The organism is Citrobacter sp. XY323 (assembly GCF_025106035.1).
Classification (GTDB): Bacteria; Pseudomonadota; Gammaproteobacteria; order Enterobacterales; family Enterobacteriaceae; genus Citrobacter; species Citrobacter braakii.
The window spans coordinates 277,624-302,683 of record NZ_JANYUK010000006.1 but is presented as its reverse complement, the minus strand read 5'-3'; the positions used below and the strand labels follow the sequence as shown (position 1 = coordinate 302,683).

Genomic DNA, 25,060 nt, shown 5'->3' with positions numbered 1-25,060 from the left:
GCAAGGAAAAATGTGACGTGCTTCAACATATTACGCAGTGCGAATTTACATATTTTTAACAGAAATCACTGAAAAAGCATTTCGCATCCATTAAAAAATGCTAAACTATTTCCCGGGTGTACTATTGCTTTTTATGTTAACAAAAGTTGCATATCCCTCTGTTTATCCATGATAATTTAATTTAAAATGGATCGCACCGGTTGGATTCATTACATTTATTAATTTGCTCGTGCAACTAGTTGTAATATTGCAATTTTGTGATGAAAGCAAACATTTGGATACGTTGATTTCATCAAACTGTTAACGTGCTACAATTGAACTTGATATATGTCAACGAAGCGTAGTTTTATTGGGTGTCCGGCATGTCTTAGCCTGTTATGTTGCTGTTAAAATGGTTAGGATGACAGCCGTTTTTGACACTGTCGGGTCCAGAGGGAAACTACCCACGACCAAGCTAATGATGTTGTTGACGTTGATGGAAAGTGCATCAAGAACGCAATTACGTACTTTAGTCATGTTACGCCGATCATGTTAATTTACGGCATGCATCAGGCAGGTCAGGGACTTTTGTACTTCCTGTTTCGATTTAGTTGGCAATTTAGGTAGCAAACATGCAGACCCCGCACATTCTTATCGTTGAAGACGAGTTAGTAACACGCAACACGTTGAAAAGCATTTTCGAAGCAGAAGGCTATGATGTATTCGAAGCGACAGATGGCGCGGAAATGCATCAGATTCTCTCTGAATATGATATCAACCTTGTGATTATGGATATCAATCTGCCTGGGAAAAATGGCCTGCTGTTAGCGCACGAACTTCGCGAACAAGCTAACGTTGCGCTGATGTTCCTGACGGGCCGTGATAACGAAGTCGATAAAATTCTCGGCCTCGAAATCGGCGCAGACGATTACATCACCAAGCCGTTTAACCCGCGCGAACTGACTATCCGTGCTCGTAACCTGCTGTCCCGTACCATGAACCTGGGTACTGTCAGCGAAGAACGCCGTAGCGTCGAAAGCTACAAGTTCAATGGCTGGGAGCTGGACATCAACAGCCGCTCTCTGATTGGTCCTGACGGTGAGCAGTATAAACTGCCACGCAGCGAATTCCGCGCCATGCTTCACTTCTGTGAGAATCCGGGCAAAATCCAGTCTCGCGCAGAACTGTTGAAAAAAATGACCGGTCGCGAACTGAAGCCGCATGACCGTACCGTTGACGTGACGATCCGCCGCATTCGTAAGCATTTCGAATCAACGCCGGATACGCCAGAAATCATCGCCACCATTCACGGTGAAGGCTACCGTTTCTGCGGCGACCTGCAGGATTAATTCAATCCTCACTGGTATAAAAACGGCGCTTTATGCGCCGTTTTTCATTTCCCCTACTGCCCTATTTCCACAAGCGAAATTCGTCGCTCTGCGCAGGCTGAAGCTCTGGAAGTTCTGTAGATTTTGGCTTTGTTTTTGGCTGTGCCAGCGAGTGCCAGTCAAGATGACGCGTCAGGAACATGACCCCACACAGCGCGAACAACAGCACGCCGGTTCCCAGCAGTAAAGAGCTATCCTGTGAACGTAGCAGCACCCACATCACACCATCCAACCCCAGCAGCGCCACGGTGAACAAAATACTGTTCCGCCAGCCCTGCAATATCGCCTGCAGATACACACCGTTCATCAACGCCCCCACCAGACTTGCCGTAATCCACGCCGCCGTAAAACCAATGTGTTCCGACAGTGCCAGCAGCAGCAGATAAAACATTACCAGCGATAGCCCCACCAGCAGATACTGCATCGGGTGCAGGCGCAGATTGGTCATACTTTCAAGGACGAAGAAAGACATAAAGGTCAGCACAATCAGCAGGATGGCATACTTTGTCGCCCTGTCCGTTAACTGATACTGATCTGCTGGCGTGGCGACGGCGACGCTAAACGCTGGCATGCCCAGCCAACCAATCTTTTCGTCGTTAAAGCGCTCGCCGAGGTTGTTCGCAAACCAGCTGCTTTGCCACTGAGCCTTGAATCCTGATTCGCTAATTTCACGCTTAGCCGGGAGGAAGTCCCCAAGAAAATTGGGATGTGGCCAGTTGCTGGTTAAGGTCATTTCACTGTTACGCCCAACCGGAACGACGGAGAAATCGCCGGTTCCGCTCAAATTAAGCGACAACGCCATGCTCAGATTTTGCTCAGCCCAGCTCGCATCGGGTAGCGGAATGTGGATCCCCTGCGCACGTCCATCCAGCCCCGTCCCAGGCTCAACGGCCAGCGACGTTCCATTGACCTGCGGCGCTTTTACCACGCCAATCCCACGCGCGTCCCCCACGCCAACCACAATAAACGGTTTGCCGATGCTGATATTTGGATGATTTAAATCACTCAACCGTTCGGCGTTAAACTCAGCCTTCACCGAAACATCATTGTGCCAGACCTGGCCCTCATAAATACCGATTTTACGCGCTTCAACGTTCTGATTCCCCTCAACTACCAACGACTCCGGCAGCCAGAAATGGATATAGCTACGCTTACGCTGGATTTCTTTGCCATCCTCCAGTGAGGTGTAAAGTTCCGTTACCGGAATGGCTATCAGCGGTCCTACCATCTTTTGCGGCCCGCTGGTGCTCTGTCGGATAGCATCTTCGACTTCATCGCGGTAATCCGATCGCTCCACGATGATCTGCCTGACCATCGTCAGCGGGATTAACAGCAGCAGTATTGCGCCACCTAAGGTGACTATTTTCCAAAACAGGGGTGATTTAAACATAGCGTTCTCCTTTGCAATATCAGCAAGGTAGAACAGCTATGTGCGGAGAATTTGAAGTTATGTGAAGTGAGCGTGAAGCGTAAACGAGGCCTGTGCGCCGCCTTGTGGTCGGTTGCACAATGTCACCGTCCCCTCGTGCAGTCGCGCAACCTCACTGACAAACGCCAGCCCTAAACCGCTGCTCTTATGCCCATTTTCACGGGGCAGCGAATAGAAACGCTCAAAAATACGCGGCAACGCGAAGTCGGGGATCCCGCTGCCGCTGTCGATTATCTGCAACATGACCAGTTCATCCTGCTGATGCGCGCTCAGCGTAATCGTCCCGTCCTGTGGCGTGAAGTCGATAGCGTTGTCGAGCAAATTCCCCACTGCCTGCTCCAGTAACGCAGGATCGGCGGCGACGCTAAGCGATGAAGGCATAATGGTAAGCGTGATGTTTTTTGCCGCCAGTTGCACGCTACGCGCCTCTTTGAGCTGAGCAAACAGCGCATCTACCGCCACTGCCGTCAACGTAATGTCCTGTCGATTCTCCAGTCGCGCCTGGCGTAACAGGGTTTCGACCAGCGCCTGCATGCGCGCATTTTGCGTCAGAATATTATCGGTAAAGCGCGCAACCACGTTCGGCGGCGGACCTTCGCGCAAAATCTCAGCCGCGCCGCGAATGGCCGCCAGCGGACTTTTCAGTTCATGCGTTAACGCATAAACATACTGCTCAATGTAGTTCTTGCCCTCCAGCTTCAGTCGCATACTTTCCAGCGCCTGCGCCAGTTTACGTAGCTCGCTGCTACCTAAATCAGGCAGTGGGACGGGGCGATTCTCGGTAACGGAGTCGGCATAGCGCGCCAGCCGGGCGATGGAGCGGTTTATCCACCATACCATCCCGATGCCAATCACTAAGGCAATGCCCAGCAATACGGCGCTGGCCCACAGCATCCGCCGTTCACTGCGTTTAATCACCGGCGCCATCGCCGCATTCGGTTTACCGACGCTAAGCACTCCGATAATACGTCCGCCGTCTACGATCGGCGCGGCCACGTACATCACTGAACTTTCCGGATCGTTCGGGTTTTGCGGCGTACTGCGGGCGCCATATTGCCCACGCAGGGTTAACCACACGTCGTTCCAGCGAGAATAGTCCTGACCGACAGCCTGGTTTGCGGAATCAAACAACACTTTACCCTGCGCGTCCGTCATGTAGACATGGTATTCATTACGGACTTTGTTAATGCCGCTGATATTGGCGCTGAATGGGCGGTTATGCAGTTGCGAAAATGCCTGCGCCAGCTTGCCGTTGGCGGGAGAGTCAGAGAGCAAGTCATCGCGCGCCAGCGCAGCCAGCAGCGTGGCGGTATCAATCAAAGTGCCTTCGGTCGCCCGGCGGACGCCTGGTTTAATTTCCTGCACAAAGATCGACAAAACGAACCAGGCGGCGACGGCAACAATCAGAAAATAGCCGAGCAACAAACGCATGCCAATGCGCATCAGACGCTCCTCAGGCTATATCCCATACCGCGATGCGTATTGATGGGGGAAAGCTCAGGGTTGATCGCCCTCAACTTGGCGCGCAGCGTTTTGATGTGAGTATCGACCGTTCTGTCAAAGGTGTCCTGTGCATCGGCCCAGACTAAATCCATCAACTGCTGGCGTGAGTAAATGCGCCCCGGCGATAACAGCAACGTTTTCAGTAACAGAAATTCATAGCGCGTCAGGTTTAACGGCCTGCCGAACCAGGTAATCTGGGCGGCCAGCTCATTAAGTTCAAAATCGCCGCAACGCGTCGTCGATGAAGGAGCAGAGAATTTCTGCACCCGCCGCAGCAGCGTACGCACACGGGCGCACACCTCGCGCGGTGAGAAAGGCTTGGCAACATAGTCATCCGCGCCAATTTCCAGTCCCAGCAGGCGATCCACCTCATCGCTACGCGCGGTCAGAAACAGGATCGGCAACGCTGGATGCCGCTCCAGCAGGCGTCGACACAGTTCAAAACCGCTGATATCCGGTAGTCCGACATCCAGAACGATTGCATCAGGACAACGCTGGCGAGATTTCTCCAGCGCAGGTAACCCGCGCTCAAACGCTTCCACGCTAAAACCTTCCTGCTGCAGCATGTAGATGAGCGTATCGGCAATGCCCTGCTCATCCTCAACCAACCAGATCAACGGTTGTTGCATTTTGCTTCCTTGTTATTCCCGCCACGGCATGATGGGCACCGCGCTGATGGCATTTTTGGGCGATCCATCGACCACTTTATCTGAATAGGCCAGATAGGCCAGGGCATTACGTTTCGCGTCGTAAAAACGCACGACCTGTAAGGATTTAAACACCAGCGAGGTACGTTTTTTAAATACCACTTCGCCCTGCGCTTTGCCGTTCTTGATTCTGTCGCTCAGTTCTACCGGCCCCACCTGCTGACAGGAAATGGCGGCATCGGAGGTATCTTCCGCCAGCCCCAGCCCACCTTTGATGCCGCCGGTCTTCGCCCGGCTCACGTAGCAGGTCACGTTGGTAACATCAGGATCGTCAAACGCTTCGACCACAATTTTATGATCCGGCCCAAACATTTTGAACACCGTATCGACAGATCCAATCTGCTCCGCATGGACAACCTGCGCCAACATCAGCAGAATTGAGGAAATGATTAAGCTCTTATATTTCATATTGTTACCATTTTTAAAAGTTACTCTGTGTAATTATTCGACATTCTAAGATAAAACGTATACAGATCACAGGATTACAATAATCACGCTTTCGAATGATCGAAAAAAGCATTTATGAGCAAAAAAAACACTGAATGCTAAAACAGCAAAAAATGCTATTATCCTCATACCTGACGTCAGGTACTCGTTGTTGAAAGGATGAGGATATTTTATGGATCAGGCTGGCATTATTCGCGACCTATTAATCTGGCTGGAAGGTCATCTGGATCAGCCTTTGTCGCTTGACAATGTGGCGGCAAAAGCAGGCTATTCCAAGTGGCACCTGCAGAGAATGTTTAAGGACGTGACAGGCCATGCTATTGGCGCCTATATCCGCGCCCGTCGTTTATCGAAATCCGCAGTGGCGCTGCGCCTGACTGCACGCCCAATTCTGGATATTGCGCTGCAATATCGCTTTGACTCTCAACAAACCTTTACCCGCGCGTTCAAGAAACAGTTTTCCCAGACGCCTGCGCTGTATCGCCGTTCGCCGGAATGGAGCGCGTTTGGTATTCGCCCGCCTATGCGACTGGGTGAATTTGCCATGCCTGCGCACGAGTTTGTCACGCTGGAAGATACGCAACTGCTTGGCACCACGCAAAGCTATTCCTGCTCGCTGGAGCAGATTTCAGATTTCCGTCATGAAATGCGAATTCAGTTCTGGCGCGACTTCCTTAGCCAGGCTCCTGCGATCCCACCGGTGCTGTACGGGCTGAACGAAACGCGTCCGAGCCTCGAAAAAGATGATGAGCAGGAAGTGTTTTACACCACAGCACTAACGCCGGAACAGGCCAATGGTTATGTGCCGTCGGCACAGCCTATCCTGCTACAGGGCGGCGAGTATGTCATGTTTACCTATGAAGGGCTGGGGACCGGCGTACAGGAGTTTATCCTGACGGTTTACGGCACATGCATGCCAATGCTGAACCTGACGCGCCGTAAAGGGCAGGATATCGAGCGATACTACCCGGCAGAAGATGCCAAAGCGGGAGATCGCCCGATCAACCTGCGCTGCGAATTCCTGATTCCGATTCGCCGCTAACGCTGCAGTTCGTCTAACGCAGGGGCGTCCAGATGTGAGATGTCCCCTGCCGTTTCAACTACCCATCCCGGCGCAAGCCACAAACTTTCCTGGTAATCGACGCGAGAAATAGAACAGTTGCGCAGACGCAGGCGACGTTCAGCCCATGCCGGTAATCCCAGAATCGTACTCACCAGGCAACCCAGTGCAATACCGTGACTGACCAGCAGCGGACGACTCCCCGGCGGCAGTTCCAGACAGGATGCCAGCGCCGCGTGGACGCGATCGCTCAGTTCCTGCATCGATTCCCCTTCCGGAATACGCCCCTCCACCGTACCGTTCACCAACTGGCGACGCCAGCCCTCTTCTTCCGACGTCAGCGTATCGATATGGCGTTGCTCCAGCACGCCCATATTCAGCTCGCGCAAACGTGAGTCATAGGTGATATCACAGCCACAGGCCTGGGCGATGATTTCTGCGGTGCGTCGTGTACGACCTAAATCGCTACTGATGACATGCGTAATACCAAACGTGCGGGCGCGTTCGCCCACCTGCATGGCTTGCTGTTCACCTTTAGCGGTCAGTGGGCTGTCTGACTGGCCTTGAATACGTCGCTCGGCGTTCCACTGCGTTTCGCCATGGCGAACAAGGTATACCTGTAACATGCTTTTTTTCCGTTATACTGCGATGCGATGAATTTTCAAACTGAGCTTAATTATGCACAAGGTTATCTCTGCGACCACCAATCCTGCCAAAATTCAGGCAATTCTGCGGGCATTTGAAGAGATTTTCGGGGAAGGATCCTGCCATATTGAACCCGTCGCCGTCGAGAGTGGCGTGCCGGAACAACCTTTCGGAAACCAGGAAACGCGCACTGGCGCACGAAATCGCGTTGATAATGCGCGCCGTCTGCACCCGCAGGCTGATTTCTGGGTCGCTATTGAAGCGGGAATTGACGACGATGCGACCTTCAGTTGGGTGGTGATTGATAATGGCGTCCAGCGCGGCGAAGCCCGTTCAGCCACGCTGCCATTGCCTGCTGCCATTCTCGACAGAGTCCGTCAAGGCGAAGCGCTCGGTCCGGTGATGTCGGACTACACGGGTATTGATGAGATTGGCCGTAAAGAGGGCGCAATCGGCGTCTTTACCGCGGGCAAGCTGACGCGCTCAAGCGTATACCACCAGGCGGTGATTCTGGCGCTCAGCCCATTTCATAACGCAGTGTATTTATAGCATTGTGCCGGATGGCGGCTTCGCCTTATCCGGCCACAACCGCTCCACATAATTAGGCCTGAAAGCGAAGCGCCATCAGGCATTTTTTAGCAGCACCTGCTCCAGCCAATGACGCAGATCCACCGGTGCGGATTTGAGGCTGTTCGACCCCCGTGTAATGGTGGCGATCCCCGCCCCGAGCTCGTTTTTAAGCTCGCGCTGACTCATCTCGCCGCGCAGCAGCTCTTCAATGATACGCACGCGCGTGCCCAACGCTTCGCGCTCATCCGGCGTTAACATCAAATTGAGCAAGGGCAGGTGTAAGTCTTGTTCATAGGCGTGTTTAAGCAGATCGACAAAACGTAACCACTCCTGGTGACGCTGTTCTGCCATCTCTGCCGAATAGGGTGATTGCTGAGTCATAAGTTATCGCCATCGTTGCGGGGGAAGCGTGCTTGCCTCCCCCTTTTGTACTCTTTAACGAGTACGATAGCATAACACAACCGACACGATCAGTAACGACGTTGCCATTCTGCGTCGCTCATCAACTCCGGTTTGTCACCGAGGAAATAGCGATAGTACGCATCGTAAGCCAGCACGTTCTTCACGTAGCCACGCGTCTCAGAGAATGGAATGCTTTCGACAAACGCGACAGCATCGATACGACCCGCGCTATTGCCAAGCCAGGTGCGAACGCGCCCCGGTCCGGCGTTATAGGCCGCCGACGCGAAAATGCGGTTATTACCGAATTGCTGATAGACATACTGTAAATAGCTGGTACCAATGTTGATGTTGGTATCAGGATCCAGTAGTTGGCTCGGGCTGCTGTAACCTGGAATCGAGAACATTTTCACCGTATGCGTCGCCGTGCCCGGCATAATCTGCATCAGCCCGCTGGCACCAACCGGCGATTTTACTTTCGGGTTCCAGGCGCTTTCCTGACGCGCTATCGCCATCGCATAGCTTGGCGGAATATCCTTGCCGCTGGTGTAGCGTGTAAACAGATCCTTGTAGGCCAGTGGGAAACGCTCTTCCAGATGATCCCACAGCTTACCGGCGATCGTCGCTTGTACGCTCAGATCCCACCAGTGATTGTTGAACGCGTAACGCGCCAGCTGAGCCTGCTCAGACTTCGTGCGACTGGTGACCAGATTCGCCCATTCACTGCGCGCGGTATTGTCCAGGTTCCAGTACATTAGCTCGCGCACACGTGCCATTTCCGGTCCCTGAGTCAGCGCAGAGTCAACGTTTGCCGGGGCTTTATCCACTTTCAGCTCGTACTCTTCACCCAGACGCTGTGCCGCCACCATCGGATAGAAACCGCGCTGCTGCATGAGCTGGTGCAGGATCTCTTTGGCTTCCGCCTCACGCCCGCGCTCAAGCAGCAGATCCGCCTGCCAGTAACGCCACTCATCTTTCTCTTTTGCTTCCATTGGCAGACGCGCCAGCCAGGTATTCAGACCACGACGATCGCCGGTTCCCAGCGCCATGCGTACACGTCGCTCCACAAGCGAGGTGGAATTCGAGCGCATAATGGCGTCATCGCGCCATTTGGCCTGCTCATCGGTAACGTCATTGCCCATCAGACGCCAGGCGACGATGTCGCGCAGCTCCTGGGTTTGCTCGTCATTCAGCTGTTGCGCCTGCGCCAGAGACGGGATCATCAGGCGGGCGTTTTCCGCATCCTGACGCGCCACGCTGGAAAAAGCCACCGCCGCCATCTGTCGGGTGAAATCCGTCGCGCCAGTGGTGCGTGCAAAGGTCATCACCGAATTCGGATCGTTGGCCAGCGCGATGATCGCCGAAGCGATAGTTTGGTATTGCGCGGGCATTTGTCCAGCCAACGCCGTGACCAGACCGGTATTCCCGGCTTTCATCGCCAGACGAATACGCTCCAGATACGCCAGCGGATCCTGAGTTCCTGAGGCGCGCCATACGCCGAATAATTTGTCACAGGCGTTCGGCTGGCTTTTCCCGCTCAACCACAGTTCTTTCGCGCCCTGCCAGGCCTCTTCGGTTTGCCCGGTGCTCCATTTCGCAAAGTAATAGTTGCATTGCGCTTCCGTGGTACCCGGTTTTTCTGGGCTGAACGCCAGTAGTCCACGCCAGTCCTCCCGTCGCGCCAGTTCATTCACGAAACGTGATTGCAGAGTACGCGCGGGGGGCAGCGTCGGGTTGGCGCGCACAAAATTGGTAACGGTAATGGTGGGCTGATTCATCAGATCGTCAGTAATCTGACGATATTCCAGATAAGGATACAGAGGATAATTCTTCAGGCCGGGCATCATCTGCTCTACGACATCCATCTGTCGGTTATCCCAGGCCTGTTTAATTTGCGCATAGCGATTGCGCTGCTCATCCAGGGAATCGGCTCGCGCCACTTGACTGACCGTCAGCAGACATACGCTGGCCGCCAGCAGGCACCAGGTAAATTGATTGGCTTTGTCCACAAGCTCTTCCTCTTCTCATGTTACGTCTGTGCAGCATCATGCCGCTTAATTAGTTCATGCTAACCAGACATTGCAGAATGCGCCACGTCACGGACACTTTTTTACTTTTGTTGCGAGTGAGATCTGCTGGCTGGGATTGGGCAATGAAAAAGGCTACACTTCGCCTTTGATAACTATTTACCAATAATTAGCCCTAAATAATTCAAGTTGCAGCAAGGCGGCGAGGGAGTAAATCCCCTGAGCGTACAAAAGTGCGTGACTGGGGGGAACGACAAATCTGTCAGGAACAGATTTGAACGCTGCGGAGCAGCGGCCCGCAAGGGCGAGGCTCATGGATGAGCCGAGTAACTCACAGCCAACGCATCTGCAGCTTGAAGTATGACGGGATAAATAAAGAGGCGAGTCCAACGTGGCCCAATTTGTTTATACCATGCATCGTGTCGGCAAAGTCGTTCCGCCGAAACGTCATATTCTTAAAAACATCTCACTGAGCTTCTTCCCTGGCGCCAAAATCGGTGTACTTGGTCTGAACGGCGCGGGTAAATCAACCCTGCTGCGCATCATGGCCGGCATTGATACCGATATCGAAGGTGAAGCTCGCCCACAGCCTGGCATTAAAATCGGTTACCTGCCGCAGGAACCGAAACTAAACCCGGAACATACCGTTCGTGAATCCGTGGAAGAAGCGGTTGCCGAAGTGGTTAACGCGCTGAAAGGTCTGGATGAAGTGTACGCAAAGTACGCCGAGCCGGACGCCGACTTCGATAAACTCGCTGCGCAACAGGGCAAGTTTGAAGAGATCATTCAGGCGCACGACGGTCATAACCTGAACGTGCAGCTTGAGCGTGCCGCTGACGCCCTGCGTCTGCCGGACTGGGACGCTAAAATTGAGAACCTCTCTGGTGGTGAACGCCGCCGCGTCGCGCTGTGCCGCCTGCTGCTGGAAAAACCAGACATGCTGCTGCTCGACGAACCGACTAACCACCTGGACGCCGAATCCGTTGCGTGGCTGGAACGCTTCCTGCACGACTTCGAAGGCACCGTGGTGGCGATTACCCACGACCGTTACTTCCTCGACAACGTTGCGGGCTGGATTCTGGAGCTTGACCGCGGCGAAGGTATTCCATGGGAAGGCAACTACTCCTCGTGGCTGGAGCAGAAAGATCAGCGTCTGGCGCAGGAAGCGTCTCAGGAAGCGGCTCGCCGTAAATCCATTGAGAAAGAGCTGGAGTGGGTGCGTCAGGGCGCTAAAGGCCGTCAGTCTAAGGGTAAAGCCCGTCTGGCACGCTTTGAAGAGCTGAACAACACCGAATACCAGAAGCGTAACGAAACCAACGAACTGTTTATCCCACCTGGAGCACGTCTGGGTGATAAAGTCGTTGAAGTCACCAATCTGCGTAAATCCTACGGCGATCGCGTTCTGATTGACGACCTGAGCTTCTCCGTACCGAAAGGCGCCATCGTCGGCATCATCGGTCCGAACGGCGCGGGTAAATCTACCCTGTTCCGTATGATGTCCGGTCAGGAACAGCCAGACAGCGGCACCATCACACTGGGTGAAACCGTCAAGCTGGCTTCCGTTGACCAGTTCCGTGACGCCATGGACAACAGCAAAACCGTGTGGGAAGAAGTTTCCGGCGGGCTGGATATCATGAAGATCGGCAACACCGAGATGCCAAGCCGCGCCTACGTAGGCCGCTTCAACTTTAAAGGTGTTGATCAGGGTAAACGCGTAGGCGAACTCTCCGGCGGTGAGCGCGGTCGTCTGCACCTGGCGAAGCTGCTGCAGGTTGGCGGCAACATGCTGCTGCTTGATGAACCAACCAACGACCTGGATATCGAAACCCTGCGCGCGCTGGAAAACGCCCTGCTGGAGTTCCCGGGCTGCGCGATGGTTATCTCGCACGACCGTTGGTTCCTCGACCGTATCGCAACCCACATTCTGGATTACCAGGATGAAGGTAAGGTTGAATTCTTTGAAGGTAACTTTACCGAATACGAAGAGTACAAGAAACGCACGCTGGGCGCAGATGCGCTGGAGCCGAAGCGTATTAAGTACAAGCGTATTTCTAAGTAATTACCGTTAAGCGCCGGATGGCGGCGTTACGCCTCATCCGGCCTACGAGGTTAGTGCGACTTGTAGGCCGGATAAGCGCAACGCCATCCGGCATTTACGCTATCTCTGCTCGCCCATCAACTCTTTCACCAACTCCACGCAGCGCAGAAATCGACCGTCATAGTCGGGCTCCTGAACGTGCACAAAATTGATATTGTTTTCCTGCAGCATCTCGACCAGCAGCGACTGAAACGCTTTTCTGTCAACTGAACTGCCGAGACTGCGTAAGCCATCCGCCACCCATGGAGTGTTGTTCTCCAGCAGGATCACCAGGTCAAAGCGATACTCGTCAATCAGGGCCTGCACAAACGGGTGTTCACGCCCTTCATACTTTTTGCAGAAGGCCTGAGTGGTAACGAAATCGGTGTCGATAAACGCCACTTTATTGGCATACTTGACAGCAAAATCAATGTATTGGGCTTGTCCCAGGGCGATTTTATCGTAGTCGGAATACTGCAACGCCATCTCATCACCGCCCAAATGGGAGAAGACGTAATCACGCCCATATTCCCACGCACTGGTAGTGTTAAAGATATTGGCGAGCTTGTTCACCAGCGTCGATTTTCCGCTCGACTCTCCGCCGAGGATCGCCACAGTGCGCACGAAAAACGGCTTCACTTCTGTAGGAATATACTCCCAGTAGCGAAACGGGTTCTCACGGATTTGCCCGCCGCTGATGTTCATAAACGTTCGTTTGGGATCCACCAGCACGGTTTCGATCCCCAGATGTTCCAGATACTGCGGGGCATCTGACTCTTCAGAGGTGTAAATCCAGTTAGGTTGGATCCCTTTCTCCTGCATAAACGTTTTGATCCCGTTGCTCCACACATCCCAACCGTGTGGATACGGCTCCATACCCTCTTCGTTAAAGGCATGAATACGGATATTTTTCTGATACTTAAAGGTTTGCAGCAGCCAGCGTAGACGATCGGGCACCGTGGGCTGTTGCGACATAGCGCTGTCTTCAAACAGGCTGCGATCGCGCGTGTCGTCATACCCCATGATGATATGCAGTTCATCGACCTGACTACACGCGCGCTGGATAAGATAGATATGGCCGGTATGCAGCGGATAAAACTTACCGAATACCACACCGATATTCTTCTGCTGGCGCGGAAACTCCAGCCCGAGAAACCGGTGCAACGCCTCCAGCTTTTGCGCGCTGGGGCTTTTAATTTTGGCATTCAGCAGTTGGCTTAAATATCCCTTGGTCATGCCACTGGCATCTGCCACCTGTTGCAGGGTACAGCCCTTTTGCTTAATGGCGGTTTTCAGATAATCAAATGACACAAGAGCCTCCTGCTGTAAAAATAAACGTAATACCCAATACCGCCGGAAAGACGACGGGTATTTTATTATAGGTCGTCAAACACGCTTAAAGCATCCGTAAGCTTCTTAACGCCAAAGACCTGCATCCCTTCCGGCACTTTTTTCGGCACGTTGGCGGCAGGAACAATCGCCCGACGAAAGCCGTGCTTCGCCGCTTCCGAAATACGCTCCTGGCCGCTGGGTACCGGACGGATTTCGCCCGCCAGTCCCACTTCGCCAAAGACCACTAAGTCCTGCGGCAGCGGTCGGTCGCGCAGGCTGGAAACCATTGCCAGTAGCAGTGCCAGATCGGCGCTGGTTTCGGTAACCTTCACACCGCCGACCACGTTGACGAACACGTCCTGATCCGCCATCTGCAAGCCGCCGTGACGATGCAGCACGGCCAGCAGAATCGCCAGACGGTTCTGCTCCAGACCAACCGCCACACGACGCGGATTCGCCATCATCGAATGGTCGACCAGCGCCTGAATCTCCACCAGCAACGGGCGTGTGCCTTCCCAGACCACCATCACTGAACTGCCGGAGGTGACTTCATCGCCACGGCTTAAGAAGATAGCGGAAGGGTTGCTAACTTCGCGCAACCCCTGTTCGGTCATGGCAAAGACGCCCAACTCATTCACCGCGCCAAAGCGGTTTTTATGGCTACGCAGAGTACGAAAACGAGAATCGGCGTCGCCGTCGAGCAGCACCGAGCAGTCAATACAGTGCTCCAGCACCTTTGGACCGGCCAGCGAGCCGTCTTTGGTGACGTGGCCGACCATGATAATCGCCACGCCGCGCGTTTTGGCAAAGCGAGTCAGGTAAGCCGCAGTTTCACGTACCTGTGCCACGCTGCCCGGCGAAGACTGAATATCCGCCATGTGCATCACCTGAATGGAGTCGATAACCATCAGCCTCGGCTGTTCTTCTTCGGCAATCAGGCAAATTTGTTCGATGCTGGTTTCCGACAGCATGTTCAGATTCGCCGTCGGCAGACCGAGTCGATGTGCGCGCATCGCCACCTGTTGCAAGGACTCTTCGCCGGTGACGTACAGGGTTTTCATCTGCTCAGCGAGCTTGCACAGCGTTTGCAGCAGCAGCGTTGATTTCCCTGCGCCGGGGTTACCGCCAATCAGGATGGCGCTGCCGGGCACCACACCGCCGCCCAGCACGCGGTCAAACTCTTTAAATCCGGTGGAAAAACGCGGCAACTCTTCAAGGCTGATATCAGACAGCTTCTGCACTTTTGCGATGCCCGCATTCCCGGCATAGCCGCTGAGCCGCTCGTTACGCGCCACCGTTGGTGACGCAGCAAGGCGTACCTCGGTAATGGTGTTCCAGGCCTGACAGGCGCTGCATTGCCCTTGCCAGCGCGGGTAATCGGCCCCGCATTCGTTACAAACAAAGGCGCGTTTTGGAGCTTTGGCCACGTTTTACCTCTTTCGTTAGCGCGTTTACCGGACAGCGTGGGCGCTTATCCGGCCTACGGTCACTTTGCCATCAGGCAATTAAATCATTTCTGGTTCATGCTGCCAGAGAGAATGCAGAACACGCCCATCAGGTCAGCGTGACGGATCGTAATCTCCGTCTTTTCATTCACTTTGGGTTTGGCATGATACGCTATACCCAGTCCAGCCGTTTTGATCATCGGCAGATCGTTGGCGCCATCGCCGATCGCCACCGTCTGCGCCATCGGGATCTCATACTCCTGCGCCAGGCGGGTCAGGGTGTTGGCTTTGTACTGCGCATCGACGATATCGCCGATCACGTTGCCGGTGAATTTACCGTCCATGATCTCCAGCTCGTTTGCCACAGCCGCCGTCAGACGTAGTTTGTTACGCAGATAATCGGCAAAGAAGGTAAAACCGCCGGAGGCAATTGCCACTTTCCAGCCGAGCGTTTCCAGTTTTAACACCAGTTGAGTCAGGCCAGGCATCAGTGGTAGCGTTTCGCGCACCTGGTGCAAAATATTGGCATCAGCGCCCTTCAACGTCGCCACGCGGCTGCGCAAGCTGGCGGTAAAGTCCAGCTCGCCGCGCATCGCGCGTTCGGTGACTTCGGCAACCATTTCGCCGGTTCCCGCCAGTTTGGCAATTTCATCAATACACTCGATCTGGATAGCCGTTGAATCCATGTCCATCACCAGCAAACCCGGCGTGCGCAAATGCGGAATTTTACCCAGTGGCGCAACATCCAGTTTGGCATCATGCGCCAGTTTTGCCGCACGCGGCGTTAACGAGCCCGCCAGACGAATCACCTGATAATCCTCAACGCACCACGCCGCCACGATCACCATCGCCGCACCCAGTTTGCTCTGGTATTGCGTTAACCGTTGTTTATCCAGCCCACGACCGTACAGCAGCCAGCCACTGCGGCCCGCGTGGTAATCCAGCGGCATGACTTCATCACCGCTTAAAGAGAGAGGCAGACCTGGCCACAGAGAAACATCTTCAGGTAGATCGCACCAGGTAATGTTAGGCATTAAAGCTCCTGTAAAATCGTTCGGGTCGGAATCATCAGGGGAAAATAACGCATGAGGCTACCCTGTAACCAGCGCTTCTGGCAACATTAAGTCTCAAATTTTCAGCAGGTGGAATATGGCTCGCACAAAACTGAAATTCCGACTTCATCGTGCAGTGATTGTATTGTCCTGCCTTGCGCTGCTCGTTGCCCTGATGCAGGGCGCGTCCTGGTTTAGTCAAAGCCACCAACAGCAGCGTAATCCGCAGCTCGAAGAGCTGGCGCGCACGCTGGCTCGCCAGGTCTCCTTGAACGTCGCCCCGCTGATGCGTACCGAAACGCCGGATGAAAAGCGCATTAAAGCGGTACTCTCGCAGCTCACGGAAAGTAGCCGTATTCTGGATGCGGGCGTCTACGATGAAAAGGGAGACCTGATTACACGCACCGGTGAGAGCGTCAACGTTCGAGACCGACTGGCGTTGGACGGCAAAAAAGCCGGGGGCTATTTTAACCAGCAGATTGTCGAGCCCATTCAGGGAAGAAATGGTCCGCTGGGCTATCTACGCCTGACGCTGGATACCCACACGCTCGCCACCGAAGCCAAGCAGGTGGATAACACCACCAACATCTTACGCCTAATGCTGCTTCTGTCACTGGCAATTGGCGTGGTGCTCACCCGTACCTTATTGCAAGGCAAGCGCACCCGCTGGCAGCAATCCCCTTTCCTGCTGACCGCCAACAAACCGGTACAGGAAGAAGACAACGAGAAGAAAGAGTAATAACAGAAAGGAAATCGACCATGACGACACTACGCCTGCTTATCTCAGACTCTTACGATCCGTGGTTTAACCTCGCGGTCGAAGAGTGCATTTTTCGCCAGATGCCCGCCACGCAGCGCGTCCTGTTCTTGTGGCGTAACGCCGATACGGTGGTGATTGGCCGGGCGCAAAACCCGTGGAAAGAGTGTAATACCCGCCGTATGGAAGAAGACAACGTGCGGCTCGCCCGTCGCAGCAGCGGCGGCGGCGCGGTGTTCCATGACTTAGGCAATACCTGCTTTACCTTTATGGCCGGTAAACCGGAGTACGACAAAACCATCTCTACCGCTATTGTCCTCCATGCCCTGAACGCGCTGGGCGTAGACGCCGACGCCTCCGGGCGTAACGATCTGGTCGTGAAAACGCCAGACGGCGATCGCAAAGTTTCCGGCTCTGCTTATCGGGAAACGAAAGACCGCGGATTCCACCACGGCACGCTGTTGTTGAACGCCGATCTCAGCCGCCTGGCAAACTATCTCAATCCGGATAAAAAGAAACTCGCCGCCAAAGGCATCACCTCGGTTCGCTCACGCGTAGCGAATCTAACGGAGCTGTTGCCGGGCATCACCCATCAACAGGTCTGTCAGGCCATCACGGAAGCCTTTTTTGCCCACTACGGCGAACGTGTCGAAGCGGAAATTATCTCGCCGGACAAAACCCCGGATCTGCCGAACTTTGCCGAAACCTTTGCCCGTCAGAGCAGTTGGGAGTGGAATTTTGGTCAGGCGCCTGCGTTCTCGCACCTTCTGGACGAGCGTTTCACCTGGGGCGGCGTTGAGCTGCATTTCGACGTGGAAAAAGGTCATATCACCCGTACGCAGGTCTTTACCGACAGCCTCAATCCCGCGCCGTTAGAAGCGCTGGCGGGTCGTCTGCAGGGGTGTTTGTACCGTGCAGATATGCTGCAACAGGAGTGCGAAGCGCTGCTGGTTGATTTCCCACAGCAGGAGAAAGAGTTACGCGAGCTGTCAGCGTGGATTGCCAGTGCAGTGAGCTAAACGCTGGCCTGAAAATGCCGGATGGCGGTCCGGCATACATCGATTGTAGCCCGGTAAGCGCAGCGCTACCGGGCATCACAACACTTACTCTTTATCGCCCAGCAGAACGGATTCCAGTGCGATTTTGATCATGTCGTTGAAGGTCGTCTGACGTTCAGCGGCAGTGGTCTGCTCGTGAGTACGGATATGGTCGGACACGGTGCAGATGGTCAGCGCTTTCGCACCAAACTCAGCCGCAACGCCATAGATACCCGCCGCTTCCATTTCCACGCCCAGCACGCCGTATTTTTCCATTACGTCGAACATTTCGCCGTCCGGAGAGTAGAACAGGTCAGCGGAGAACAGGTTGCCCACGCGCGCGTCTACGCCCAGCGCTTTTGCCGCATCAACTGCATTACGCACCATGTCGAAGTCAGCGATAGCTGCGAAGTCATGATCTTTAAAACGGATACGGTTTACTTTGGAGTCGGTGCAGGCGCCCATACCGATAACCACGTCACGCAGTTTAACGTCCATACGCACAGCGCCGCAGGAACCTACGCGAATGATTTTCTTCACGCCAAAATCGGTGATCAGCTCTTTGGTATAGATAGAGCAGGACGGGATACCCATCCCGTGACCCATAACGGAGATCTTACGGCCTTTGTAAGTACCGGTGAAACCTAACATGCCGCGAACGTTGTTCACTTCACGAACATCTTCGAGGAAAGTTTCAGCAATATGCTTTGCGCGCAGCGGGTCGCCCGGCATCAATACGACGTCAGCGAAATCACCCATTTCTGCATTAATATGTGGAGTTGCCATCTTCAGTTCCCTTTTGATTTATTGTTTTTGTCGGGGGGGTAGCAATGCCTTACCCAACCGACAAAACGAATTCAAATACCCTAAGGATTTCGCGTTGTAGGAAGGCGACGAATTCGGCCCCCCCGGGAGCATAGATTACCTATGTGACCGGGGTGAGCGAATGTAGTCAACGCATCTACAGCGCGAAAGACAACGGGTATCACAGCATGTTTTTACCGTAGTCCATCGGCGATGTACCAAAGTAGCTCGCCAGCGTCTGGCCAATATCCGCGAAAGTTTCACGGTGACCTAAAGAACCTGGTTTCACTTTCGGGCCGTAAACCAGCACCGGAATGTGCTCACGGGTGTGGTCAGTGCCGGTCCAGCTCGGGTCACAGCCGTGGTCAGCGGTCAGGATCAGAATGTCATCTTCACCCACCAGCTCCATCAGTTCAGGCAAACGGCGGTCGAACAGTTCCAGACCTGCAGCGTAACCAGCGATATCGCGACGATGTCCCCAGGAAGAGTCGAAATCAACGAAGTTAGTGAAGACAATGGTCTTATCACCCGCTTCTTTCATCTCTTTGATGGTGGCGTCGAACAGCGCGTCCAGGCCGGTAGCTTTCACTTTTTTGGTGATGCCGCAGTTAGCGTAGATATCCGCGATTTTACCGACGGAAACCACGTGACCGTCTTTCTCGTCGACCAGTTTCTGCAGCACGGTCGGTGCTGGCGGCTCAACGGCCAGATCGTGACGGTTACCGGTGCGCTGGAAATTACCCGCTTTATCACCGATAAACGGACGCGCGATAACACGACCGATGTTGTAACCACCTTCGGTCAGTTCTTCACGAGCGATTTCACACAGTTCGTAGAGTTTATCCAGGCCAAAAGTCTCTTCGTGACAGGCAATCTGGAACACGGAGTCTGCGGAAGTATAGAAAATCGGCTTGCCGGTTTTCATATGCTCTTCACCCAGTTGATCCAGGATCACGGTACCGGAAGAGTGGCAGTTGCCGAGGTAGCCCGGCAGGTTGGCACGTTTGACCAGTTTATCCAGCAGTTCCTGCGGGAAGCTGTTGTCATGATCGGAGAAATAACCCCAGTCAAACAGAACCGGAACACCCGCGATTTCCCAGTGGCCAGACGGCGTGTCTTTCCCGGAAGAGAGTTCATGCGCCCAGGCGTAGGCACCAATCACTTCCGCGTTACCGTCCATACCAGCAGCAATTTTACCGGTAGAACCTTCGTGAGCTTTCACCAGGCCCAGACGGGTCAGGTTAGGCAGATTCAGTGGACCTTTGCGACCCTTGTCAGCTTCGCCTTTCGCACAGGCTTCTGCAATGTGTCCCATAGTGTCTGAGCCTACGTCGCCAAAGCGATCCGCATCTTCAGTCGCACCAATACCAAAGGAGTCCAGCACCATAATAAATGCACGTTTCATCTTGTTCTCCAACATCTGCGCCGCAAAAAAGCGATCAGATCAGTATACAGTTATTCGGTAATACGACGATAGACTGTCGGTGTAATTTCTGGCGCTTTATCGTCAAGGCTAATTGCCGCTTTGACCGCTTTCGCCGCTTCCTGCCAGCTGGCTTCGTCTTTGGCGTGGATCACCGCCAGCGGACGCTGTCCGTCTACGCTGTCGCCCAGACGCGCCATGTCGCTAAAGCCAACGCTGTAATCAATGGTGTCCGAAGCCTGACGACGACCGCCGCCCATGGAAACAACCGCCATTCCCAGCGCACGGGTATCCATAGCGCTGACAAAACCTTCGGTATCAGCATATACCGCTTTGCTGAGCATTGCCGTCGGCAGGTACTTCGCATAATTTTCGACGAAATCGGTCGGGCCTTTCTGCGCCGCAACCATGCGACCAAAAATCTCTGCCGCTTTGCCGTTATCCAGCACCGCCTGCAATTTCGCACGGGCTTCGGCATCATCTTTCGCCAGATTGCCGGAGATCAGCATTTCCACGCACAGCGCCATCGTGACGTCTAACAGACGTGGATTGCGGTATTCACCTGTCAGGAACTGCACCGCTTCGCGGACTTCTACCGCGTTACCTGCGCTGGATGCCAGTACCTGGTTCATATCGGTTAACAGCGCGGTGGTACGTACACCCGCTCCGTTCGCCACGCCGACAATCGCTTCGGCAAGCGCTTCAGAAAGCTCATAGGTCGGCATAAAGGCGCCGCTGCCTACTTTCACATCCATCACCAGCGCATCCAGCCCTTCCGCCAGCTTTTTCGCCAGGATAGAGCCGGTAATCAGCGGGATGGAATCCACCGTCGCGGTAATATCGCGGGTGGCATAAAAACGTTTATCCGCCGGTGCGAGCGAGCTGGTTTGCCCAATAATCGCCACACCCACGTCTTTAATAATTTCACGGAAACGCGCATCGTCCGGGAAGATGTCAAACCCTGGGATGGCTTCCAGTTTATCGAGCGTACCGCCGGTATGACCCAGACCACGTCCGGAGATCATCGGAATATAGCCGCCACATGCAGCGACCATCGGGCCTAACATCAGTGACGTTACGTCACCCACGCCGCCGGTAGAGTGTTTATCCACAATCGGGCCGTTCAGTTGCAGGCTTTTCCAGTCCAGCACGGTTCCTGAATCACGCATTGCCATGGTCAGCGAAACACGCTCAGGCATTGTCATATCGTGGAAGAAAATGGTCATCGCCAGGGCGGCGATTTGCCCTTCAGAGATGGTGTTGTCGCGAATCCCATTGATAAAGAAACGAATCTCTTCATCGCTCAGCGCATGACCATCACGTTTTTTACGAATAATTTCTTGTGCGAGAAACATGGTAACCCCCGATAAATCAGGTTAAATGCAGCGGAAAACCCACTGCAATGAATGATTACTCTAAACAATTCGAGTCGCAGGAAGCGGCAAGGAAGCTCATCCCCAGGCGCTTACTACAGTAAGTGACTGGGGTGAGGGAGTGCAGCTAACGCACCTGCGGCTTGCAGTATGACGAGTAATTAGTAGCTGCTTGCGCTCTTACCATCGCCGTGACCCAGCGCTTTCAGCAGGCTCGCCAGCAGGCTGGATGCGCCAAAACGATAGTGACGGGAATCGGCCCAGTCAGCGCCAAACAGTTCGTCAGCAATCGCCAGGAACTGCTGTGCATCTTCTGCGGTACGCACGCCGCCTGCCGGTTTGAAACCTACAGTTTTAGAAACGCCCATGTCGCGGATCACTTCCATCATGATGCGTGCGCTTTCCGGCGTCGCATTTACCGGCACTTTACCGGTAGAGGTTTTGATGAAATCAGCACCCGCTTTGATGGAGATTTCAGACGCTTTACGGATAAGACTCTCTTCTTTCAGCTCACCGGTTTCGATGATCACTTTCAGCAGCACGTTTGCCGCCGCACACGCATCTTTACATGCTTTAACCAGATCAAAACCAACCTGCTCGTTACCGGCGATCAGGGCACGGTAAGGGAACACCACGTCAACTTCATCTGCGCCGTAGGCAATCGCCGCGCGGGTTTCAGCCAGCGCAATCTCGATGTCGTCGTTGCCGTGCGGGAAGTTGGTCACGGTTGCAATACGGATGTCCGGAGTGCCTTGCTCTTTCAGCGTCTTACGCGCGATAGGGATAAAACGCGGATAGATGCAAATAGCGGCAGTGTTGCCTACCGGAGTCTTCGCCTGATGACACAGCGCGATCACTTTTTCATTGGTGTCGTCGTCATTCAGAGTGGTCAGGTCCATCAGTTTCAGTGCACGCAGGCTGCTTGCTGTTAAATCGGTCATAACATTCTCCAACGGCATCGCCGTATAAAATTTCACCTTGCGAGTTTGTTAGTATTCTAACATCCGCTCGCTATTACACTTCGATATACATCACAGTTAATGAAAACCACATACAGATTTGCATTACTCTAATGAGATCTACTTCAAATAAATCACCTTTCAAGAAGGGATGCGGTGGCATCAGGCGCATCCGGATCAAAGGTTGTGGCGGCGTTGCTTTCTACAATGGCGTTACACCTTCGGGATTAAAAGGAATCAACGATGCCCACTTCAAGCGAACTCGCGCTGCAACAGCGTTGCCAACAAATCGTGACCAGTCCGGTGCTCAGCCCTGAGCAGAAACGCCACTTCCTGGCGCTGGAGGCTGAAAACGCGCTGCCTTACCCGCAACTACCTGCTGAGGCTCGCCAGGCGCTGGATGACGGGGTGATCTGCGATATGTATGAAGGTCATGCCCCGTTCAAACCGCGCTATGTTTTACCCGACTACGCGCGTTTTCTGGCCAACGGTTCCTCATGGCTGGAACTGGAAGGAGCCAGGGATCTTGATGACGCGTTATCCTTACTCACCATCCTGTATCACCACGTTCCGTCAGTCACCTCGATGCCGGTCTATCTCGGCCAGCTCGACGTTCTGTTGCAACCGTATGTTAGAATTCTAACACAAGATGAGATCGATATTCGAATAAAACGTTTCTGGCGTTATCTCGACAGAACCCTGCCAGACGCATTTATGCATGCCAATATCGGCCCCGCAGATACGCCTATCACCCGTGCAATTTTACGCGCAGACGCAGAGTTAAAGCAGGTTTCGCCTAATCTAACGTTCATTTATGATCCGCAAATTACACCTGACGACCTGCTGCTCAACGTGGCGCAAAATATCTGCGAGTGCAGTAAGCCGCACATTTCCAACGGCCCCGAAAATGATAAAATTTTCACAAAAGGTCAGTATGGCGTCGTCAGCTGTTACAACTCATTGCCGCTCGCCGGGGGTGGAAGCACGCTGGTCAGGCTCAATCTGAAAGCCATCGCAGAGCGCAGCACCTCTGTCGATGACTTCTTTACGCGCACCCTACCGCACTATTGCCAGCAGCAAATCGCCATCATTGATTCACGATGTGAATTCCTCTATGAAAAATCACATTTCTTTGAGAATAGCTTCCTGGTGCAGGAAGGGTTGATTGATCCCGAACGTTTTGTCCCTATGTTCGGCATGTATGGCCTGGCGGAGGCGGTGAACCTGCTGTGCGATAAGGCGGGGCAGAATGCTCGCTACGGAAAAGACGAGGTCGCCAATCAGCTCGGCTATCGCATCAGCGCCCAACTGGCGGAGTTTGTAGAAAGTACCCCGGTGAAATTTGGCTGGAAGCAGCGCGCAATGCTGCACGCACAGTCAGGGATCAGTTCTGACATCGGCACCACGCCGGGCGCGCGTCTGCCCTACGGCGATGAGCCGGATCCGATCACTCACCTGCAAACCGTCGCGCCGCATCATGCGTATTATCACGCTGGGATCAGCGACATTCTCACGCTGGATGAAACCATCAAGCGCAATCCTCAGGCGCTGGTGCAATTATGCCTCGGGGCGTTTAAAGCTGGGATGCGTGAGTTTACCGCCAACGTGAGTGGTAACGATCTGGTCCGCGTCACCGGCTATATGGTACGCCTGTCGGATCTGGAAAAATATCGCGCCGAAGGTTCACGCACCAACACCACCTGGCTGGGCGAAGAAGCCGCGCGCAATACGCGCATTCTGGAACGACAACCTCGCGTGATTAGCCATGAACAGCAGATGCGCTTCAGTAAGTAAGATCATTCCTTTCTCCTGCGTCGACGGGCCGGGCAGTCGCCTGGCTCTGTTTCTGCAAGGATGTAACCTGCGCTGTAAAAATTGCCACAATCCGTGGACGATGGGACGCTGCAACGACTGCGGGGAATGTGTCCTGCATTGCCCGCATGAGGCGCTGAGCCTGAGCGCGGGGAAAGTGAGATGGCAATCCGACGTATGTCAGCAGTGCGATACCTGCCTGCACATGTGCCCACAGCAGGCCACGCCGATGGCGCAAACCCTGAGCGTTGATGAAGTGCTGCAGCATATTCGCAAGGCGGTGCTGTTTATTGAAGGAATTACGGTCAGCGGCGGCGAAGCGACCACCCAGTTGCCGTTTATCGTGGCGCTGTTTAACGCGATCAAAACCGATCCGCAGCTGCAACACCTGACCTGCATGGTAGACAGCAACGGCATACTGAGCGAAACCGGCTGGCAAAAACTGCTGCCGGTATGCGACGGCGTAATGCTCGATTTAAAAGCCTGGGATAGCGCGTGTCATCGACAGTTGACTGGCCGCGATAACACGCTGATTAAACAAAGCATTACCTTTTTGTCCGGGCAGGGAAAACTTGCGGAACTGCGCCTGCTGGTTATTCCTGGCCACGTGGATTATCTACAGCATATCGATGCACTGGCGGCGTTTATCAAACGTTCAGGTGATGTACCGGTGCGGCTAAATGCCTTTCATGCGCACGGGGTGTACGGCGAAGCGAAGGACTGGCCGAGCGCCACGCCTGAGGATGTGGAGCAACTGGCGCAAGGATTGCGCGAGCGCGGGGTGGATAATTTGATCTTCCCGGCGCTGTACCTGTGATTGCCGGATGCGACGCAT

The 25,060-nt window shown here is 54.0% G+C and carries 23 protein-coding genes; 8 read left to right on the top strand and 15 right to left on the bottom strand.

Annotated elements, in window-relative coordinates; translation table 11 throughout:
- Positions 1-375 precede the first annotated feature (375 nt).
- Positions 376-516: a protein YjjY gene (yjjY, locus tag N0B36_RS10990; protein ID WP_042998021.1), complete on the bottom strand. Its 141-nt coding sequence runs from the start codon at positions 514-516 to the stop codon at positions 376-378.
- 95 nt (positions 517-611) lie between these two features.
- Between yjjY and arcA the strand changes: the two genes are divergently transcribed.
- The gene (arcA, locus tag N0B36_RS10985; protein ID WP_259687834.1) at positions 612-1,328 is read left to right on the top strand and encodes a two-component system response regulator ArcA; all 717 of its coding nucleotides are present in this window, start codon (positions 612-614) and stop codon (positions 1,326-1,328) included.
- Between the two features lie 61 nt (positions 1,329-1,389).
- On the opposite strand, the gene creD is transcribed toward arcA, so the two are convergent.
- From creD to creA, 4 genes are read right to left on the bottom strand one after another with little or no spacing between them, the layout of a single operon-like run.
- Entirely contained in the window at positions 1,390-2,757 is a 1,368-nt protein-coding gene (gene creD / locus N0B36_RS10980; protein WP_075847922.1) for a cell envelope integrity protein CreD, read from the bottom strand.
- Positions 2,758-2,814: 57 nt separating this feature from the next.
- Positions 2,815-4,239, bottom strand: a complete 1,425-nt coding sequence (gene creC / locus N0B36_RS10975) for a two-component system sensor histidine kinase CreC (RefSeq protein WP_259687833.1) — start codon at positions 4,237-4,239, stop codon at positions 2,815-2,817.
- Positions 4,239-4,928: a two-component system response regulator CreB gene (gene creB, locus N0B36_RS10970; RefSeq protein WP_235117058.1), complete on the bottom strand. Its 690-nt coding sequence runs from the start codon at positions 4,926-4,928 to the stop codon at positions 4,239-4,241. Before creB ends, creC begins: the two co-directional genes overlap by 1 nt.
- Before the next feature lie 12 nt (positions 4,929-4,940).
- Entirely contained in the window at positions 4,941-5,414 is a 474-nt protein-coding gene (creA, locus tag N0B36_RS10965) for a protein CreA (RefSeq protein WP_016155640.1), read from the bottom strand.
- Positions 5,415-5,625: 211 nt separating this feature from the next.
- Here creA and robA point away from each other — a divergent pair, with 211 nt between their 5' ends.
- Positions 5,626-6,495: an MDR efflux pump AcrAB transcriptional activator RobA gene (gene robA, locus N0B36_RS10960; protein WP_016151620.1), complete on the top strand. Its 870-nt coding sequence runs from the start codon at positions 5,626-5,628 to the stop codon at positions 6,493-6,495.
- Here robA and gpmB read toward each other — a convergent pair.
- A complete protein-coding gene (gene gpmB, locus N0B36_RS10955) occupies positions 6,492-7,139 on the bottom strand; it encodes a 2,3-diphosphoglycerate-dependent phosphoglycerate mutase GpmB (protein ID WP_016151619.1) in 648 nt (215 codons plus the stop codon). The genes robA and gpmB overlap by 4 nt on opposite strands.
- A gap of 52 nt (positions 7,140-7,191) precedes the next feature.
- Here gpmB and yjjX point away from each other — a divergent pair, with 52 nt between their 5' ends.
- Positions 7,192-7,707: an inosine/xanthosine triphosphatase gene (gene yjjX, locus N0B36_RS10950; protein WP_259687832.1), complete on the top strand. Its 516-nt coding sequence runs from the start codon at positions 7,192-7,194 to the stop codon at positions 7,705-7,707.
- 75 nt (positions 7,708-7,782) lie between these two features.
- Here the strand turns inward: yjjX and trpR are convergent, their stop codons facing one another.
- Together trpR and sltY are read right to left on the bottom strand one after the other, a co-directional pair.
- The gene (gene trpR, locus N0B36_RS10945) at positions 7,783-8,109 is read right to left on the bottom strand and encodes a trp operon repressor (protein WP_019078321.1); all 327 of its coding nucleotides are present in this window, start codon (positions 8,107-8,109) and stop codon (positions 7,783-7,785) included.
- 89 nt (positions 8,110-8,198) lie between these two features.
- Positions 8,199-10,136 carry a murein transglycosylase gene (sltY, locus tag N0B36_RS10940; protein ID WP_259687831.1) on the bottom strand — a complete coding sequence of 646 codons (1,938 nt, stop codon included), beginning with the start codon at positions 10,134-10,136 and terminating at the stop codon, positions 8,199-8,201.
- A gap of 409 nt (positions 10,137-10,545) precedes the next feature.
- On the opposite strand from sltY, the gene ettA reads away from it, so the two are divergent.
- Positions 10,546-12,213 carry an energy-dependent translational throttle protein EttA gene (gene ettA, locus N0B36_RS10935; RefSeq protein WP_003019019.1) on the top strand — a complete coding sequence of 556 codons (1,668 nt, stop codon included), beginning with the start codon at positions 10,546-10,548 and terminating at the stop codon, positions 12,211-12,213.
- 99 nt (positions 12,214-12,312) lie between these two features.
- Here the strand turns inward: ettA and nadR are convergent, their stop codons facing one another.
- The 3 genes from nadR to serB form a co-directional block, all read right to left on the bottom strand.
- Positions 12,313-13,542: a multifunctional transcriptional regulator/nicotinamide-nucleotide adenylyltransferase/ribosylnicotinamide kinase NadR gene (nadR, locus tag N0B36_RS10930; RefSeq protein ID WP_016151614.1), complete on the bottom strand. Its 1,230-nt coding sequence runs from the start codon at positions 13,540-13,542 to the stop codon at positions 12,313-12,315.
- 65 nt (positions 13,543-13,607) lie between these two features.
- A complete protein-coding gene (gene radA, locus N0B36_RS10925; RefSeq protein ID WP_049281599.1) occupies positions 13,608-14,990 on the bottom strand; it encodes a DNA repair protein RadA in 1,383 nt (460 codons plus the stop codon).
- A gap of 83 nt (positions 14,991-15,073) precedes the next feature.
- Positions 15,074-16,042, bottom strand: coding sequence for a phosphoserine phosphatase (gene serB, locus N0B36_RS10920; protein WP_003829946.1), 969 nt, complete (start codon positions 16,040-16,042; stop codon positions 15,074-15,076).
- Positions 16,043-16,157: 115 nt separating this feature from the next.
- Between serB and N0B36_RS10915 the strand changes: the two genes are divergently transcribed.
- Together N0B36_RS10915 and lplA are read left to right on the top strand one after the other, a co-directional pair.
- On the top strand, positions 16,158-16,799 hold the full coding sequence (locus N0B36_RS10915; RefSeq protein ID WP_016155636.1) for a YtjB family periplasmic protein: 642 nt from the start codon (positions 16,158-16,160) through the stop codon (positions 16,797-16,799).
- Between the two features lie 20 nt (positions 16,800-16,819).
- A complete protein-coding gene (lplA, locus tag N0B36_RS10910; protein WP_016151611.1) occupies positions 16,820-17,836 on the top strand; it encodes a lipoate--protein ligase LplA in 1,017 nt (338 codons plus the stop codon).
- Positions 17,837-17,920: 84 nt separating this feature from the next.
- Here the strand turns inward: lplA and deoD are convergent, their stop codons facing one another.
- The 4 genes from deoD to deoC all read right to left on the bottom strand — a co-directional run bounded on the left by deoD (position 17,921) and on the right by deoC (position 22,395).
- Complete coding sequence (gene deoD, locus N0B36_RS10905) at positions 17,921-18,640, bottom strand: purine-nucleoside phosphorylase (RefSeq protein ID WP_000224864.1); 720 nt, start codon at positions 18,638-18,640, stop codon at positions 17,921-17,923.
- 199 nt (positions 18,641-18,839) lie between these two features.
- The gene (deoB, locus tag N0B36_RS10900) at positions 18,840-20,063 is read right to left on the bottom strand and encodes a phosphopentomutase (RefSeq protein ID WP_016151610.1); all 1,224 of its coding nucleotides are present in this window, start codon (positions 20,061-20,063) and stop codon (positions 18,840-18,842) included.
- A 50-nt stretch (positions 20,064-20,113) separates the two neighbouring features.
- A complete protein-coding gene (gene deoA / locus N0B36_RS10895) occupies positions 20,114-21,436 on the bottom strand; it encodes a thymidine phosphorylase (protein ID WP_016151609.1) in 1,323 nt (440 codons plus the stop codon).
- A 179-nt stretch (positions 21,437-21,615) separates the two neighbouring features.
- Positions 21,616-22,395, bottom strand: coding sequence for a deoxyribose-phosphate aldolase (deoC, locus tag N0B36_RS10890; RefSeq protein WP_016155634.1), 780 nt, complete (start codon positions 22,393-22,395; stop codon positions 21,616-21,618).
- Positions 22,396-22,656: 261 nt separating this feature from the next.
- On the opposite strand from deoC, the gene N0B36_RS10885 reads away from it, so the two are divergent.
- Positions 22,657-24,207, top strand: coding sequence for a YjjI family glycine radical enzyme (locus N0B36_RS10885; RefSeq protein ID WP_259687786.1), 1,551 nt, complete (start codon positions 22,657-22,659; stop codon positions 24,205-24,207).
- Positions 24,179-25,042: a YjjW family glycine radical enzyme activase gene (locus N0B36_RS10880; RefSeq protein ID WP_259687785.1), complete on the top strand. Its 864-nt coding sequence runs from the start codon at positions 24,179-24,181 to the stop codon at positions 25,040-25,042. The genes N0B36_RS10885 and N0B36_RS10880 overlap by 29 nt, the downstream gene beginning before the upstream one ends.
- Positions 25,043-25,060 lie beyond the last annotated feature (18 nt).